11 protein-coding genes are annotated in these 17,452 nt (G+C 41.3%); 8 read left to right on the top strand and 3 right to left on the bottom strand.

Annotation, left to right across the window (positions count from 1 at the left end; translation table 11 throughout):
• Positions 1-47 precede the first annotated feature (47 nt).
• Positions 48-242: a hypothetical protein gene (locus C4S38_RS06130; RefSeq protein WP_103982984.1), complete on the bottom strand. Its 195-nt coding sequence runs from the start codon at positions 240-242 to the stop codon at positions 48-50.
• A gap of 21 nt (positions 243-263) precedes the next feature.
• Positions 264-4,298, bottom strand: coding sequence for a hybrid sensor histidine kinase/response regulator transcription factor (locus C4S38_RS06125; RefSeq protein ID WP_234999302.1), 4,035 nt, complete (start codon positions 4,296-4,298; stop codon positions 264-266).
• Positions 4,299-4,365: 67 nt separating this feature from the next.
• On the opposite strand from C4S38_RS06125, the gene C4S38_RS06120 reads away from it, so the two are divergent.
• The 3 genes from C4S38_RS06120 (at position 4,366) to C4S38_RS06110 (ending at position 10,086) form a co-directional block, all read left to right on the top strand.
• A complete protein-coding gene (locus tag C4S38_RS06120; RefSeq protein ID WP_103982983.1) occupies positions 4,366-6,900 on the top strand; it encodes a glutaminase domain-containing protein in 2,535 nt (844 codons plus the stop codon).
• A 154-nt stretch (positions 6,901-7,054) separates the two neighbouring features.
• Positions 7,055-8,869: a glycoside hydrolase family 2 protein gene (locus C4S38_RS06115; protein ID WP_103982982.1), complete on the top strand. Its 1,815-nt coding sequence runs from the start codon at positions 7,055-7,057 to the stop codon at positions 8,867-8,869.
• A gap of 8 nt (positions 8,870-8,877) precedes the next feature.
• Positions 8,878-10,086, top strand: a complete 1,209-nt coding sequence (locus tag C4S38_RS06110) for a DUF418 domain-containing protein (protein WP_103982981.1) — start codon at positions 8,878-8,880, stop codon at positions 10,084-10,086.
• A 99-nt stretch (positions 10,087-10,185) separates the two neighbouring features.
• Here the strand turns inward: C4S38_RS06110 and C4S38_RS06105 are convergent, their stop codons facing one another.
• A complete protein-coding gene (locus C4S38_RS06105) occupies positions 10,186-12,774 on the bottom strand; it encodes a glycoside hydrolase family 2 protein (protein WP_103982980.1) in 2,589 nt (862 codons plus the stop codon).
• A 165-nt stretch (positions 12,775-12,939) separates the two neighbouring features.
• Between C4S38_RS06105 and C4S38_RS06100 the strand changes: the two genes are divergently transcribed.
• The 5 genes from C4S38_RS06100 to C4S38_RS06080 are packed head-to-tail and all read left to right on the top strand — an operon-like array spanning position 12,940 to position 17,429.
• Entirely contained in the window at positions 12,940-13,545 is a 606-nt protein-coding gene (locus C4S38_RS06100; RefSeq protein ID WP_103982979.1) for a DUF4290 domain-containing protein, read from the top strand.
• Entirely contained in the window at positions 13,542-14,846 is a 1,305-nt protein-coding gene (murA, locus tag C4S38_RS06095) for a UDP-N-acetylglucosamine 1-carboxyvinyltransferase (protein ID WP_103982978.1), read from the top strand. The genes C4S38_RS06100 and murA overlap by 4 nt, the downstream gene beginning before the upstream one ends.
• Before the next feature lie 12 nt (positions 14,847-14,858).
• Positions 14,859-15,380 carry a ribosome maturation factor RimM gene (gene rimM / locus C4S38_RS06090; RefSeq protein ID WP_103982977.1) on the top strand — a complete coding sequence of 174 codons (522 nt, stop codon included), beginning with the start codon at positions 14,859-14,861 and terminating at the stop codon, positions 15,378-15,380.
• A gap of 15 nt (positions 15,381-15,395) precedes the next feature.
• Positions 15,396-16,271 (top strand): M23 family metallopeptidase, encoded by an 876-nt coding sequence (locus C4S38_RS06085; protein ID WP_103982976.1) that lies wholly within the window; start codon positions 15,396-15,398, stop codon positions 16,269-16,271.
• A 6-nt stretch (positions 16,272-16,277) separates the two neighbouring features.
• Positions 16,278-17,429: a 1-deoxy-D-xylulose-5-phosphate reductoisomerase gene (locus C4S38_RS06080; protein WP_103982975.1), complete on the top strand. Its 1,152-nt coding sequence runs from the start codon at positions 16,278-16,280 to the stop codon at positions 17,427-17,429.
• Positions 17,430-17,452 lie beyond the last annotated feature (23 nt).

Below are 17,452 nucleotides of genomic sequence, written 5' to 3'. Positions count from 1 at the left end.
TAGGGGTACGAAATGGCTGCCGGCGCGTCTGTAATGGTTTTGTAGGCCTACAAAATGGCCGCAGCTACTCCGGTAATGGTTTTGTAGGGGTACGGAGCTTTCGCCGGAGCTCCGGTGATACTTTTGTAGGTGTACGCATCCTTTCCTGTCTGAATTCCTACTATAAACTTATAAGTACCCGTGTTTGAATATGCGTCAATATAAGCCGGGAAATTGGCCAATGTGGAAATACTACTAGCCAAATCGCCCGGTTTCAGATTTTATTACCTGGATTTTATAAATTCCGACGGCGATTTGCCGTATTGTTTCTGGAAACAGGTTGAGAAGTAAGCAGGTGAGGAAAAGCCTACCTGAAAGGCTATTTCGTTCATCCGGGTTTCTCCGTTTTGCATCAGTAGGACTGCTTTTTTCAGACGTGAAATCTTTATAAAGTCTACCGGCGACATTCCGGAAAGCCCTTTTACCTTTCGGTATAAACTGGAGGTACTCATACCCATTTCGGCAGCCAGCATTTCCACATTCAAGGCTTCATCAGTGATGTGTTCATCCAGGTAAGCGTTGAATTTGCTTAAGAAAATATCGTCTACGGGTGATACGGCCAATGATGAGGCCGGCGCCAGAGGCTTTTCCAGGTACGTTTTATTTAGTATTTCCCGGCTTTTTAATAGGTTTTGTATCTGTGCAATCAGTAATTCGATGGAGAATGGTTTCTCCATATAAGCGTCTGCACCTTTGTTTAAACCTTCCAGACGGGATTGGAGGTTATGTTGTGCTGTTAAAAGTATAAACGGGATATGGCTGTAGTCTACGTCGTTCTTTACCGTATTACATAGTTCAAAGCCATCCATTACCGGCATCATGACATCGCTTATGATCAGGTTTACATTATTTTCTTTCAGTTGGCCGAGTGCGGATTTCCCATTATCAGCTTCCAGTACCTGATAGTTGGTAGAAAGTTCTTGTGCAATAAACTTACGCATATCGGCTTGGTCTTCCACGATCAGGACAACAGGTGTACCGGCTTGCGGAATGGAAATCGTTTCAGTTGGATAGGTTTCAGGGGTTTCGTCGGCCACCATTGTGTAGCCGTCTGCTTGTTCCGTGGGCAGTGTGAGGCAGAACAAGTTCAGGCCATCAGTTGTGTGCCTGTAGGTCAAATTGCCGCTGTGAAATTCGGCCAGCGAGCGTGCCAAAGACAAACCTATACCGCTTCCTTGTTTGTTTTCTGTTTCTTTCAGACGATAGAAAGGTGTAAAGATATTTTCTTTTTCTTCTTCAGGAATAAGGAAGCCATCGTTGGTGACAGAGACGGTAAAAGTTTTCTTTTCGTTATCAGTTGTCAGGGCCAGGCAAACCGTTTTATCGGAGTATTTGATGGCATTCGCAATCAGGTTACTGATGATTTTAGAGAAAGCTTCGCGGTCGATATAAGCAGCGATATATTCCTCGGGAATATGGAGGGTGAACTTTTTTTCCTCCTTCTCAAGTATGGGCATGAAAGGTTGCAAAATATTTTCAATCCAAAGTTTTACATCCGTTTTCACGTAATTGAGACGGAAACCTTTACTTTCGGTTTTCCGGAAATCAAGCAATTGGTTGCTGAGGTTAAGTAGGCGCTGGGTATTCTTTTCGATGATTTCGAGGTTTGCTTTGGTAGAGGCGTTTCCGTCGTTGGATTTTAATATCTTTTCCAGCGGTGCCTTTATAAGAGTCAGCGGGGTACGTATTTCATGTGTGATAAAGGTGAAAAATTGTATTTTGGCATTGTAAAGTTCTTTTTCTTTTTTGCTTTCGAATATTTCTTGGTTGATGCGGTGTTTTTCTATCAACTTCGCTTTTTTATAATAATAAAAGATAGCTATACAGGCAATTATTAAAATAAAATATAACAGCATAGCCCAGCCGGTTGCCCAGAAAGGAGGGGTTATGATTATTTGCAGTGTCTGTTCATTTTCTTGCCACACACTGCCGCTGTTGGTCGATTTTACTTTGAACAGATAGCTGCCGGGAGAAAGATTTGCAAAAGTAACCTCTTTGTTTTGATTCATATATATCCAGTCTTTGTCTACACCTTCCAGTTTATAGGCATATTCGATTGCTTCCGGAGAAGTAAAGCTTAAAGCTATATATGAAACCGTAAATGTAGATATGTTGTATGGCAGTTTTAATTGGTAAGTGCTTTCAATCGGAGACATTTTAGCCTTGTATTTCCGCTTTTGATCACCTGGAATGTTGATATTCGTAATGTAAATGGGAGGGGTATAAGTATCTGCCCTGAAATGCTTCGGGTTGAAGGCCAGCATACCGTCAATTGTTCCCATATAGATTGTTCCGTCCGGAGCTTTGAAAGAGGAGCTGAAATTAAACTGCATTTCCTGTAAACCGTCCGTATAGGTATAAGTACGCATTACAAATGTTTCGGGGTCAAATTTTACTAACCCGTTGGCCGTTGAAATCCAGAAGAAATGTTCATCGTCTTCAACTATGCGATAGATAATGTTGCTGGGCAGACCGTTTTCGGAAGTGATCCGGTTGAACGAATCGGTTTGGTCGTCATAGCGTGAGAAACCGTTGCTTGTGGTTATCCATATCCTGCCTCTGCTGTCTTCATAAACAGAGTTTCCGTTATTGCTGCCTAATCCCTGGGATTTGGATAAATCGGATGTATAACGAACAACCTTGTCTTCTTTGGGAAGATATCGGTATACGCCATCGTTTGTAATGATCCAGATCGTCCTTTTTTTATCTTCATATATCTGGCGGACTAATGATCTGATATTTTTCCACGGCTGGAAACTGTCTGTCGATTTATTGTAGAAAACCGTACCGGAAGAAGTTCCTATGAGCATGTTCCCGTTGTCCAGTTTATGGAAACAAAGGACAAAATCGCTTATTAACCCTTTTTGTGTATTTGAACGGGTGTAACGTTTTATTATTTTGCCCGACGGAATGTCCAGTACGTCTATTCCGTTATTGAATGTACCAACCCATAGCTTATTCTCATCTGCCAGCAGGCCGTGAATGTTTGTTGCCGATAAAGGGTGATTGGGGTTGTTTAAGGAAAAATTAACCATCTCGTTGGTTTGCAGATCATAGCGATTGATACCGTTATCTTCTGTGCCTACCCATAAATGCCCGTATTTGTCAGGGCATATTTCGCGAACAGCATTTCCCAGCATACCAGGATGTGTTTTCCCTCCGATAAAATACCGGAATCCAGTGTATTCTTTAGGAAGGTAATTTATTCCTCCGAAGAATGTGCCTACCCACATGCCTCCTTCTTTGTCTTTTGTTAATGCATAAACAGCGTTATCGGCAATTGTGTATTCGTTAGTAAGCGATTTCTGCAGATGTTGTATTTTTTTATCTATTATGTTATAAATGTATATCCCCGATTCGGATGCAATCCAGAAGGTGTTTTTATTGAATGCGGTAATGGCTCTGACTTGTATTTGGGGAATAATTGTTTCGATCTTTTGCGTTTGGTAATGAAATAGCATTAGTCCGGCTTTGTCTGTTCCTATTAAAATGCCGGTTTCAGGAATCTGGCAGATGACAGAAAGATGAATCTGCTGGTTCTTTTCTTCTTCTTCCAGAATCGGGGTCATATCAAAACTGTTGGTTTCGTTCCTGTATGAATATATGTTGCTGTCGTCACAAAAGATAGGATAGCCGTCTTCCGACAGAATCATATTGTTAGGGTGAAAATATTTTTCAGCGGGATAAACTTGTATGGATTTTTCGGTTGGAGAATATTTTACAATATAATTGTATTCCATGCACCACAAATTGTTTCGCTTGTCTTCCAGCACGGATTGAAAGTATTCGGTGTGGTTGTTCCTACCGGGGAAGGTCAGGGGATGAAATGAGTTTGTATGATAATCGTAATAACAGGTACCCTGGTTTGTGCAGACCCATATTTTCCCGTCTGTTCCTTCGGATAAAGAAATAATATGATCGCCCGGAATGCTGGATTCTTCCCACGAATTATATCTGTAAATTTTAAATGTATATCCGTCAAAGCGGTTTAAGCCGTCGTCTGTTCCGAACCACATGAATCCTTTTTGGTCTTGCAAAGAGCAAAAAACAGAGTTATGAGACAATCCGTGTTTGTTGTTATAATGCTTGAAATAGAGTTCGCGGGCCGTACTGCCTTGGCAATACAGAATACAAATCATATTTATAACAACAAGGATGAAAGATTTCATAAGTATTGGAAAATAAGTGCTTTTCAGGGGCAAATCTACTACAAATGAATGATGTTTGAAAGCTTTTGAATGATTTCTGAAAGCATTCATCCTGTTAAAACCGTTCTTTTGCTATCGGAAAAACAGAGATGAATTTAAGTTGTGTACTATATATATCATGAAAAAGCATTTTTATTTGTTTTTATTTCTGGTTGGACTGTTGTTTAGCAGTTGTTCGGATCCGGGAGTTTCTTTTCAACCTGAAAAGAAAAACGATCTGCGGGCTCCGGCATATCCATTGATTACAATAGACCCTTATACCAGTGCCTGGTCTTTTTCGGATCATTTGTATGATGATTGCATACGTCACTGGACAGGGAAGAAGCATCCTTTAATAGGGGCAGTTCGTGTGGATGGCAAGGCTTATCGTTTTATGGGCAAAGAGGATATGGCTTTAAAGGCTATATTGCCTACAGCAGCCAGAGAAAAATGGGATGCTGCTTATACTGAAAGAGAACCTGCTTCCGGCTGGTTGTCGATGGATTTTAATGATGCATCATGGACAAAAGGAAAAGCAGCCTTCGGAACATCTGAAATGCCTAACCTCTCTACTTCCTGGATAAGCCCTGATATTTGGATTAGAAGAACCTTTGATTTACCGGAAGATGATTATAACGGACAGACAATCTTCCTGGAATATTCTCATGATGATATTTTTGAACTTTATGTGAATGGGATAGAAGTTGTGAATACCGGAAATACATGGAAAAACAACGTGATAATAGAACTTCCGGCCGAAGTGAAAGCAATGCTGAAACCGGGAAAAAATATAATAACAGCACATTGCCATAATACAGTTGGCGGTGCTTATGTGGATTTCGGTTTATATAGGAAAGAAGATAGAGGCAGTAGTTTTGACTTAGTTGCCAGGCAAACGTCTGCCAACGTATTGCCTACTCAAACGTATTATACATTTGAATGTGGTCCTGTCCAACTGGATATGATCTTTACTTCTCCGTTATTATTGAACGATTTGGATCTGATGACTACTCCGGTTAATTATATCTCTTATCAGGTACAATCTTTAGACGGAAAGGAACATGACGTACAGTTATATGTTGAAGCAACGCCTCATTGGGCAGTAGACAATGAAGGACAGCCCGTTTCGTATGAAAGGGAGGAACGGGACGGTATCACTTATTTGAAAACCGGTACGATAGAACAACCCGTATTGGCAAAGAAAGGGGATGATGTACGTATAGACTGGGGATATTTCTATATGGCTGCAAATGATGCTGAAAATACATCCCTTGCCATAGGCGATTATCATAAAATGAAGAGTGATTTTATTAAAGTTGGTGAATTATCGGCCAACACGTTCAATCCTGATATGGCTCCGGAATCTGAAAATATGAATGTTTTAGCTTTTAACCGGAATCTGGGACATGTTGTTTCTCCGGTTGGCGGATATATTATGCTAGGATATGATGACGGGTATGCTATCCAGTATTTTAAGGATAATCGCATGGCATATTGGAAACATGACGGCCAGGTGAATATTTATAATGCTTTTGAAAAAGCAGGCAAAGACTATGCTTCTGTCATGAAACGTTGTGCCGGGTTTGATACCCGTATGATGAATGATGCAGAAAATGCCGGAGGGAAAAAATATGCCGATTTGTGTGCATTGGCTTACCGTCAGGCTATAGCAGCCCATAAACTGATACAGGATAAGGAAGGCAACCTGTTGTTTTTCTCTAAAGAAAACTTCAGCAATGGTTCTATAGGCACTGTGGATATTACTTATCCTTCTGCTCCTTTGTTTTTACTTTATAATCCTGAATTATTGAAAGGTATGATGAATCCGATTTTCTATTACAGCGAAAGCGGAAAATGGAACAAGCCTTTTGCAGCCCATGATGTTGGAACTTATCCGTTGGCTAACGGGCAAACTTACGGAGGGGATATGCCTGTTGAGGAAAGTGGCAATATGTTGATATTAACTACAGCTATTGCTGTACGTGAAGGAAATGCCGGCTATGCGAAAAAACATTGGGATGTGCTGACGGTTTGGGCTAACTATTTGATGAAAGAAGGCTTGGATCCCGAAAACCAATTATGCACTGACGACTTTGCAGGACACTTTGCCCATAATACTAACCTGTCTATCAAAGCTATCATAGGTATAGCCGGTTATGGTAAACTGGCTGAAATGCTGGGCGAAAAAGAGGTGGCCGATAAGTACACCAATGCAGCCAGGGAGATGGCGGAAAAATGGGTAAACATGGCGGACGATGGAGACCATTACCGTCTCACGTTTGATCAGCCCGGAACCTGGAGCCAAAAGTATAATTTGGTGTGGGATAAATTGCTGGGCTTGCATGTCTTTCCTGAAGAAATTGCAACAGAGGAAATGGCTTATTATCTGACAAAACAGAATAAATATGGCCTGCCTCTGGATATCCGTAAGACATATACCAAGTCCGACTGGATTCTTTGGACAGCTTGTCTTACCAATAACATGGATGATTTTAACAGCCTGGTTGATCCGGTATATAAATATGCGAATGAGACAACAACCCGTATGCCTTTGAGTGACTGGCATGAGACAACGGACGGTAATTCGGTTGGTTTCCGTGCCCGTTCGGTAGTGGGTGGTTATTTTATGAAGATGTTGGAGCAAGCAATGGCTAAAGATATTTCTTCAATGTAAAAATACCCAAGTGGAAAACGCCAAAATTGGGTACATACGATTAATTTGATTTACATTATTGATGGATTCTTCCGTTCCCCGCCTGAGAAGGTCGGGAACTGGAAGTTTATTTAAAATGAAATTTTTAATTACTAACTTATAAATCTGAATTAGCATGAGAAAGAATGTATTAATTGGCTGTGCCTTGGTTTTGGCAATGTGCGTACAAGCACAATGGAAACCGGTAGGTGATAAAATCAAGACACAATGGGCGGAGCAAATCAATCCGAAAAATGTGCTGCCCGAGTATCCGCGTCCTCAAATGGAACGGGCCGATTGGGTGAACCTGAATGGCGAATGGGATTATGCTATAAAGCCAAAAGGTGAAGTGGAGCCTGCTTCATTTGATGGAAAAATATTAGTACCGTTTGCAGTGGAGTCTTCCTTGTCCGGTGTGCAGAAAGAGGTCGGTGAAAATAATGAATTATGGTATAAACGTTCGTTTACAGTTCCTTCTTCCTGGAAGAATAAAGACGTGATGATAAACTTCGGGGCAGTGGATTGGAAAGCCGATGTTTATGTAAATGATATTTTGATAGGTTCACATAAAGGAGGATTTACTCCGTTTTCTTTCAATATTACTCCTTACCTGAATGGCACAAGCAATCAGAAACTGGTGGTTCGCGTTTGGGATCCGAGCGATAAAGGTTACCAGCCTCGCGGCAAACAAGTGTCAAACCCCGAAAGTATCTGGTATACTCCGGTAACCGGTATCTGGCAAACCGTATGGTTGGAACCGGTTGCAACAAATCATATCCAGTCGATCAAGGCTATTCCGAATATCGATACGAAGACTATGTCTGTAACGGTTGCTACTTCTGTAGAGTGTCCGGCCGGTATTGTGGAAGTTAAATTGATGGATAAAGGAAATGTAGTTGCTACAGCTAAAGGTGTGCAAGGAAAAGAATTGCGTTTAACAGTGCAGAATCCTACTTTGTGGAGTCCTGCGAATCCATATTTGTATGATATGAAAGTTTCTTTGTCTAAGAACGGTAAAGTGATAGACGAAGTAAAATCTTATACCGCCTTCCGTAAAATCTCTGCAAAGAGAGATGCAAACGGCATCATGCGTATGCAGCTGAATAATGAAGATTTGTTCCAGTTTGGTCCGTTGGATCAGGGCTGGTGGCCTGATGGTTTATATACGGCTCCTACGGATGAAGCTCTTCTTTATGATATTATCAAAACAAAAGACTGGGGCTTTAATATGATCCGGAAGCACGTAAAGGTAGAACCTGCACGTTGGTATTACCATTGTGATAAGGAAGGTATCTTGGTTTGGCAGGATATGCCTAGCGGTGATCATGGCTCTTATATGTGGGAACATCATGTGTATAATGGTGGGAAAGACCATGAACGTACCACCGAATCGAAAGACAATTATTATCAGGAGTGGAAAGAAATCATGGATCTCTGTATGTCTAATCCATCTGTAGTTGTATGGGTGCCTTTCAATGAGGCATGGGGACAGTTCGATACTGAAAAAGTGGTTGACTGGACTAAATCTTACGATCCTTCCCGTTTGGTGAATCCGGCAAGTGGCGGCAACCATCGTCCTTGTGGTGATATCCTGGATTTGCATAACTATCCTGCACCCGATATGTTCCTGTTCGATCCGCAGCGTGTGACTGTGTTAGGCGAATATGGTGGAATCGGTCTTCCGATAGAAAATCATTTATGGTGGAATAAACGTAACTGGGGTTATGTACAGTTTAAGAACAGTGACGAAGTAACTGCCGAATATGTAAAATATGCAGATCAATTGAAAAATTTGGTTCCGAGAGGATTCTCTGCTGCTGTATATACACAAACAACAGATGTGGAAGGCGAAGTGAACGGTTTGATGACTTATGACCGTAAGGTTATTAAGATTAATGAAGCTGCCGTGAAGAAAGCCAATGAAGCTGTTATTAATTCTCTGTCCAAGTAAATAATGCAATGACTCATATATCATCACCTGTGATACCTGTCAAACGGATCACTTCAATTGATGCACTGCGTGGTTTTGCCCTTATGGGAATTATGCTGCTTCATTGTATGGAGCGTTTTGATCTGACGTTGGTTCCGGTTGTAGAAAATCCATTCTGGCAGCAGGCGGATACGTTTGTGTTTGATGCTCTTAATTTCCTTTTTTCGGGAAAGTCGTATGCCATGTTTTCCCTTTTGTTCGGACTGAGTTTCTTTATGCAGATGGACTCTCAGGCATCGAAAGGTGTTGATTTCAGAGGACGCTTTTTGTGGCGCCTGGCATTATTGCTTGTTTTCGGATATATTAACGGCCTTATTTATCTCGGGGAATTTTTTGCAGTTTATGCCATATTGGGCGTTTTGCTTATTCCGCTTTATAAGGTTCCGACACGTTGGCTGATTGTATTGGCGGTATTGTTGTTTTTGCAGATTCCGGCTATTGTTAGTTTTGTTTCCCTACTTGAAAACAATGTGCCGAATGAACCAACTCATGCTGTTGCGTATATGAATCATTTGTATGAGGTTTGTGCCGGTATTTTCATTGACGGGTCATTATGTGATGTGATAGACTTCAATCTTTGGAAAGGTCAATATGCCAAAATCCTGTGGGTCTTTAATAACTTCCGTTATTTACAGTTGCTCGGACTATTTATTGTAGGTATGCTCATTGGCCGTGCAGGAATCCATAAGAGTGAAGAAAAGATGATTAAATATAGTCGTTTATTGCTTCCTTATGCTGTTGTATGGTTTGCCATGTTTTACACGATTGCTTATTCTTTACAGAAAATGGGAGTAGACGGCTTTGCTTTGCAGGTTGGAAAAACGATGTTTAAAACATATGGAAACCTGGGGCAGATGATGATTTATTTTTGCGGGCTTACTTTAATGTATTACCAATATGGAGGTCGTAAAGTGTTGGATTATATAGCTCCTGTTGGCCGTATGAGTGTGACAAACTATATGGCGCAAAGTATGGTTGGAGTCGTTATATTTTATGGTTTCGGCTTGAATGGTGCTGTGGAATTGAACTATTTGCAAAGTGCTCTTGTTGGGATTGTTTTTTGTATGGTACAGGTACTTTATAGTAACTGGTGGATTAAGCATTTTTATTATGGTCCGATAGAATGGATTTGGAGAGTGCTTACCTGGCTCCGCCCTGTACCGTTGCGTCGGAAATAGCATAAACTGTTTTTACCGGATCATCCCGGGCATTTATAAAAAAGATCCCGATGGTTTTGAAAAACCATCGGGATCTTTTTTTATTCTCATTTTACGATTTTAATTAATGAATGGATTACCTTCCAGATTCCAACAATCTGTTTTTATTTCTTCGGACAGGTTTACATCTACCGTTTTCGATTCTCCCGGATTTAACCAGAAGAAGTTTTCCGAGACAATCAAACGGTATTCATTTTCCGGACATTGGATATTTACGCCTACAGCCGGAAGTTTACCAGTGTTGGTTATTTTTATCCGGTTACCTGAACGTTCGGTAGCAAGAGTTGTGCGGGGAAGATTGAAAAGGCTGCCTTTCTGTACTTCAAAATTCATAAAGTAAAAGGTACGAAACAGCAGTTTATCTTCTGACCTGACTTCGGAAACGAATAACAGAGCAGGTGAACGGGTTTGATCCGTATCCAGGTTGAGTGATCCTAATTGATTGACTTCTTTTTGATTATCCTGTCCCTGGAATGACTTTTGTTTAACCAATGCCAGTGTATGATTATAACAGGAAATGTTTATTTCCCAGCTTTTTCCTTTTAAATCGAGATTGTCGTCTAACAGAAATACAGGGAGGGATACAGCCTGGCTGGACATATTTGTTTGATTAAACAGAATAACAGAAGCCAAAGGTGCAAAAGAATTCTGCACAAAATAATGAACCGGTTTAATCGCTCCGAACCAGTCTACAGCAGCCCATGAGGCGGCTGGGTAATTATCGTTTAGTTTATAATATAAAGCGCCTGACGATTCAGGCCAACGTGTACGGGCTCGTTCTAATGTATGACGGACAGCAACTACTTGGGCGAGCTGCGAGCCGGTAATGAAATGATCTATTGTGTTATCGGGCATCAGATAGCCGGAATACTGGGCTAGTCTCTGTAAATCGCTTGCTATACCGAAAATAGGGGTATGGTGGACAAAATCGCTCTTTTGTCCGAGAGGCCATACGTTCTTTTCAGAATCGGAAAGATATTTCATTACACTTTCTTTTTGAGGTAGAGAGGCAATACCAAATTCACCCCAGAAGGGCGATGTCATGTTCAAGGCATGGTTCAGGTGTGCCCTTTCCCACCAACAATAATAATTGTGTGTACTTCCTCCCCAGGGTTCTCCCCGGTGGAAAGGCCGTGTGCCGTCAAGTTCTATACTTGTTCTTCCAATCATGTCTATTGCTTCTCCGAATGGTGCCGGTGATTCGTTCCCTCCGCCGTACATAACAAGACAAGGATTGTTGCGAATGCGTAAAGTGTTTAGTTCGACAGTTTCTTTCAGTACATTGTATGGTTGGGTGAGGTGACTGTCCCAAGCTGTTGGCCATTCCTGGATTATCATGATTCCGTATCTGTTGCACAGGTCATAAAAATCGTCTGTTTCGGGAATACCGCCGCCCCAGGCTCGAAGCATCTGTATATTTTGCTGTTTGGCAATAGAAAGCAGGTGATCGTATTTTTCTCTGGGGAAGTCCATAAGTTGGTCCATGGTACACCATCCGGTACCTTTTACAAACATAGGTTTATCGTTGATGACGAAAGTCCAGTTGTATCTGTCCGGTGATACGCCCTCGGGGGATGGAGCCATTTTGATTGTCCGGATACCGAAAGAAGTCTCAGCATAATCTGCAGTCCCCTGATTGTCGGGTACGAAAGATATTTTTAATTTATAAAGATTAGGATCTCCTTTTCCGTTGGGCCACCATAGGCGGGGATTCTTGATCTTAAAATCAAAACAAACTGTTTCTTCTTTTCGGGACGAAGCTATTTTGTAATCAAAGGATGTTTCTTCTCCTTCAAAATTGTCAGGAAGAACGGAAACTTTTAAAGTACCTTTGGGCTTATCTGATGCACTTCTGAGAGTTAGCTGAAGTGACATGTCTCCATCCAGGCTACGGGTGGCAATAAAGGGATGCTCTATTTCTACACTGGCATGGTTCTTTATATAGACAGGGCGCCATATCCCTAAAGACGGAATTCGCGAGTAATGCCATCCGTATACACAGTTAAATACGACGGTGTTTCTCCAGCTTGTGTTAGATAGCGTACTGTCGTTCTCTTCAAATATGCGGGGGATAGGCTCCAGTTTGACGATAAGCGTGTTTTTTTCTTTTAATAACTTATTGACATCAAAGAATGGACCACCAAACATACCTTCGTGATTGCCTAATTTTACTCCATTCAGCCAGACCGTACATTTATTTGCAATGCCGTCGAATATCAGACGGGGAGCATTTAGTTTATCCGTGATGGAAAATTCTTTTTTATACCACCAGGCCGCTTCATAGCTTTGTCGTGTGGCAATAGAATCATTTTGCCTGAGGTAAGGATCCGGTATTATCCCCGCTTTCCATAGGCTTCCATGCACACTGCCCGGTACTGAGGCTGTGATGGCATCGGGCCAGTTTCCTCCCAGCCTTTCTTTTTCATTACCGCCTTTTGCTAATTGCCAGTTGCCGTTAAGCATCAGGTCTTTTGTGGGTTGGCTGTGTACAATTGCCTGAGGCTTGAGGGTGACAGATATACCTGCTTTTTGAAAAGGTTTATACTGTGCATTGAAGCTTTCCCTGTCTATCTCATCCATTGACTTCTGGGCTTGTACAGATAGTACTGTTGCACAGAGCAACATGAGTATTACACTCGGTTTTTTCATTATGTGCGTGGTCTATAATGTTCGGTAAATGAAACGAACGGCGAAGGTATATTTTCTAATTTAAAAAACAAATAGTTAAAGAGTTATTAAGAAGTTTTTTATTAGCGCTCTTCCTTATAAGTCAATTATAATGTGTAAATTTGCGAACTAAACAATATTGAAGGAATGAAATACAATACAGAAGAAAAGAGATTGGCGTTGCCGGAATATGGACGTAATATCCAAAATATGGTGGACTACTGTGTCTCTATTCAGGATAGGGAAGAACGTAAACGTTGCGCTAATACGATTATAAATATTATGGGAAATATGTTCCCGCACTTACGTGATGTAAATGACTTTAAGCATATTCTTTGGGATCATTTGGCAATTATGGCCGATTTTAAGCTGGATATTGATTATCCGTATGAAATCGTGAAGAAGGAAAATCTTTATTCACGTCCTCCACGTATTCCGTATGGCAATTCACGTATTCGCTACCGTCATTACGGAAAGACATTGGAACTGATGATTCGCAAAGCGACTGAATTTGAGAATGGAGTAGAGCGTGACCAGCTTATAAAATTGCTGGCAAACCAAATGAAGAAATCTTTCCTTACCTGGAATAAAGAATCAGTTGATGATCGTAAGATTTTTAAAGATCTCGATGAGTTGTCCAGTGGTGAGATTGTTTTGGATGAAGAGGTGCATAAACTAACAGAGAGTCGTGATATTCTGGCTCGTAATTCTAATAATAATAGTAAGAAAAACTATACGCGCAAAAGTCGATGAGCTCATTTGTTATAGAAGGAGGTTATAAACTATCCGGAGAAATTACTCCCCAAGGTGCTAAAAATGAGGCTTTGGAGGTGATTTGTGCAATCTTGCTTACCTCGGAAAAGGTGACTATTCATAACATTCCTGATATATTGGATGTAAATAACCTGATACAACTTTTACGGGATATGAATGTGAAAGTGGAGCATCCAAGTGCAGATACTTACACTTTCCAGGCAGATGATATTGATCTGGATTATTTGAAGACGGATGACTTTTTGCGTAAAAGCGCCTCTCTTCGTGGTTCGGTTATGATTGTTGGTCCGCTGGTTGCCCGTTTTGGCAAGGCTATGATTCCGAAGCCGGGCGGCGATAAAATAGGCCGTCGTCGTTTGGATACGCATTTTGTAGGTATTCAGAAATTGGGGGCTTGCTTTAGTTATGATGCCGAACATCAATTGTACGAAATAGAGGCACGCCGTTTGAAGGGTGCTTATATGCTTCTGGACGAAGCTTCTGTAACCGGAACTGCAAATATCCTTATGGCAGCAGTGCTGGCAGAAGGAGTGACCACTATTTATAACGCAGCCTGCGAGCCTTATCTTCAGCAGCTTTCGGCTATGCTTAACCGCATGGGAGCCCGTATATCGGGGGTTGGATCCAATCTGTTGACTATTGAAGGCGTAGAGTCTTTAGGTGGAACTGAACACCGCATATTGCCCGATATGATTGAAGTAGGCAGTTTTATTGGTATGGCTGCCATGACAGGGTCTGACATTACAATAAAAAATACAGGATATGATAAATTAGGAATTATCCCCGAATCTTTTCGCCGTTTAGGTATTCAGGTTGAACAGCAGGGTGATGATATTTATGTTCCTACACATGATTCGTATGAAATTGATACATTTATAGATGGTTCTATCATGACAATTGCAGATGCTCCCTGGCCTGGCCTTACGCCGGACTTGCTGAGTGTTTTTCTTGTTGTGGCAACGCAGGCGGTAGGCAGTGTGCTTATCCACCAGAAGATGTTTGAGAGCCGTTTGTTTTTTGTAGATAAACTGATCGATATGGGTGCACAAATTATATTATGCGATCCTCACCGGGCGACGGTAATCGGGCTGGGAAACCGTTTTAAGTTGCGTGCTGCAACAATGGTATCTCCAGATATTCGCGCGGGTATTGCATTGCTGATTGCTGCCATGAGTGCGGAAGGAACCAGTCGTATTCATAATATCGACCAGATAGACCGTGGATATCAGAATATAGATAAACGATTGAATAACATAGGTGCCCGGATTACCCGGCTTTAAAGATAACATGCCATGATAAAGGAAGAAGAGGTTTTTAAGATAGGACAGTTTGCTAAACCGCATGGTATTAAGGGAGAACTGGCCTTGGTTACAAACAGTGATGTCTTTGATGATGCAGACGATCCTTATATTGTTTGTGATATTGACGGCATTCTGGTTCCTTTCTTTATCGAGGAATTTCGCTATAAAAGTGATAATGTGGTTTTGTTGAAGTTGGAATGCGTCGACAATGAAGATGCTGCCCGGGAGTTTGTCAACAGGGATGTTTATTATCCGTTGGATGCGATAGGCGATGACGATCTGACCGGAAATATGACGTGGGATAGTTTTATCGGTTATACCGTGGCAGATGAACATCTGGGAGAACTGGGGGAGATATCAGATGTTGATGAAAGTACGGTTAATGTACTTTTCAAAGTGGACTATAAAGGGAGAGAACTTCTTTTCCCGGCTGTGGAAGAATTGATAACAAGCATAAATCATGCGGATAAACACATCGTTGTTTCTCTTCCTGAGGGCTTGTTGGATTTGTAAAGTGAAGAAAAGGACATGGCATCAAAAAAACAAAAGAAGAAAAATACTAAATCATTCTGGCACCGGATTCGTTTCAAATACAAACTTTCTTTTTTCAATGAAGGTACGTTGGAGGAGGTTTGGTCTTTCCGGCTGTCTCAGCTTTCTGCATTTATGACATTGGGGGTGTTTGCATTTTTTCTTGTAAGTGTGACAGCACTGATTATCATTAAAACGCCTATCCGAAATTATCTTCCGGGCTATCTGGATGTAGAGGTTCGTAAAGAAATTATGCAGAATGCTTTGCGTGCGGATTCTTTGGAACGGATGATGGCTATACAATCCCTGTATTTAAGAAATGTAGTAGGTATTCTAACAGGAACTGCTCCTATTGATTCTATCCGTGAGATTGATTCGCTGGCACATGCCAATGCCGATTATAATATTCCCCGTAGTAAAGAAGAGGAAAAGTTTGTCAAGAATTTTGAGGAAGAAGAAAAATATAACCTGGCAGTGCTTAATCCGAATCCCGTTCCTACGGACGGAATCTTTTTTTATAAACCGGCAAACGGAATTGTCTCTTCTCATTATGAGACGGATATCCGGCATTTTGGGGTGGATATTGCATCATCCCCAAAAGAAAGTGTATTATCCACATTGGACGGAACGGTTGTTTTTACCGGGTATGATCCCAATTACGGAAATGTAATACAAGTACAACATAAGAATGGATTTCTTTCCATTTATAAGCATAATGAACTTCTTTTAAAGGAAACCGGAGATCATGTCGTAGCAGGCGAAGCCATTGCTTTGGTGGGGAATACTGGTAAATTATCAACAGGACCCCATTTGCATTTTGAGCTATGGTATAAAGGGAATCCGGTCAATCCTGAAGAATATATAGCATTTTAATTATCCATGAAAAGACAATTAGCAATATTGGGTTCCACGGGATCTATCGGAACCCAGGCTTTGGAAGTAGTGAGCGAGCATGCCGATCTGTTTGAGGTATATGCCCTGACTGCTAATAATCAGGTGGACTTATTGATTAATCAGGCACGTAAGTTTATGCCTGAAGTGGTAGTAATAGCTAATGAACAAAAATATCCGGAACTGAAAGAGGCGCTTGAAGACTTGCCTATCAAAGTATGGGCAGGATCGGAAGCAATAGCACAAGTTGTACAGGCAGAACCTATAGATATGGTTCTTACAGCTATGGTGGGATATTCGGGTTTGAAGCCTACAATTGCCGCTATTAAAGCCGGTAAAGCCATTGCTTTGGCTAATAAAGAAACTCTGGTTGTTGCCGGCGAATTGATTAACAGTCTGGCTACCGAGCATAAAGTACCTATCTTGCCGGTTGATTCCGAACATTCAGCCATTTTTCAGTGTTTAGCTTGTGGGTATGATAATCCGCTGGAGAAGATACTTCTGACAGCATCGGGCGGACCATTCAGAACAAAGACATTGGATGAATTGGCCCATGTTACTAAAGTACAGGCCTTAAAACATCCTAACTGGACAATGGGGGCAAAGATAACCATCGATTCTGCTTCAATGATGAATAAAGGCTTCGAGATGATTGAAGCGAAATGGTTGTTTGGTGTGTCGCCGGATCAGATACAGGTTGTTGTTCATCCGCAGTCTGTTATTCATTCAATGATACAGTTTGAGGATGGGGCGGTTATTGCACAGTTGGGCACTCCGGATATGAAGTTGCCTATTGCTTATGCATTTTCTTTTCCGAAGCGCATGAAAAGTATGGCTCCGCGTCTGGATTTCAGCCAATATTCGACACTTACATTTGAAGAACCGGATATGAAGCGTTTTCGTAATCTGGCGTTTGCTTTTGAGGCTGTCGGAAAAGGTGGAAATATGCCTTGTATATTGAATGCGGCAAACGAAGTGGTTGTTGCTTCTTTTTTGCGGGATGAAATAGGTTTTCTTCAGATGAGTGATATAATTGAAAAGACAATGGAACGGGCTACTTTCGTTGCAGCACCTTCTTATGAAGATTATGTGGCAACAGATGAAGAAGCCCGGCGTCTTACGGCTTCTATGATAAAATAACAAGAACAATTTAATAACAGAAC

It is taken from the genome of Parabacteroides chinchillae, assembly GCF_900108035.1.
Lineage (GTDB): Bacteria > Bacteroidota > Bacteroidia > Bacteroidales > Tannerellaceae > Parabacteroides > Parabacteroides chinchillae.
This window is presented reverse-complemented; position numbering and strand designations above follow the sequence as displayed.

What these genes read in the sequence shown, in the direction of transcription:
- C4S38_RS06100 (WP_103982979.1), top strand. Translation starts at nt 12,940, where the DNA reads ATGAAATACAATACAGAAGAAAAGAGATTGGCGTTGCCGGAATATGGA.
- murA (WP_103982978.1), top strand. Translation starts at nt 13,542, where the DNA reads ATGAGCTCATTTGTTATAGAAGGAGGTTATAAACTATCCGGAGAAATT.
- rimM (WP_103982977.1), top strand. Translation starts at nt 14,859, where the DNA reads ATGATAAAGGAAGAAGAGGTTTTTAAGATAGGACAGTTTGCTAAACCG.
- C4S38_RS06110 (WP_103982981.1), top strand. Translation starts at nt 8,878, where the DNA reads ATGACTCATATATCATCACCTGTGATACCTGTCAAACGGATCACTTCA.
- C4S38_RS06125 (WP_234999302.1), bottom strand. Translation starts at nt 4,298, where the DNA reads ATGAATGCTTTCAGAAATCATTCAAAAGCTTTCAAACATCATTCATTT.
- C4S38_RS06115 (WP_103982982.1), top strand. Translation starts at nt 7,055, where the DNA reads ATGAGAAAGAATGTATTAATTGGCTGTGCCTTGGTTTTGGCAATGTGC.
- C4S38_RS06085 (WP_103982976.1), top strand. Translation starts at nt 15,396, where the DNA reads ATGGCATCAAAAAAACAAAAGAAGAAAAATACTAAATCATTCTGGCAC.
- C4S38_RS06080 (WP_103982975.1), top strand. Translation starts at nt 16,278, where the DNA reads ATGAAAAGACAATTAGCAATATTGGGTTCCACGGGATCTATCGGAACC.
- C4S38_RS06120 (WP_103982983.1), top strand. Translation starts at nt 4,366, where the DNA reads ATGAAAAAGCATTTTTATTTGTTTTTATTTCTGGTTGGACTGTTGTTT.
- C4S38_RS06105 (WP_103982980.1), bottom strand. Translation starts at nt 12,774, where the DNA reads ATGAAAAAACCGAGTGTAATACTCATGTTGCTCTGTGCAACAGTACTA.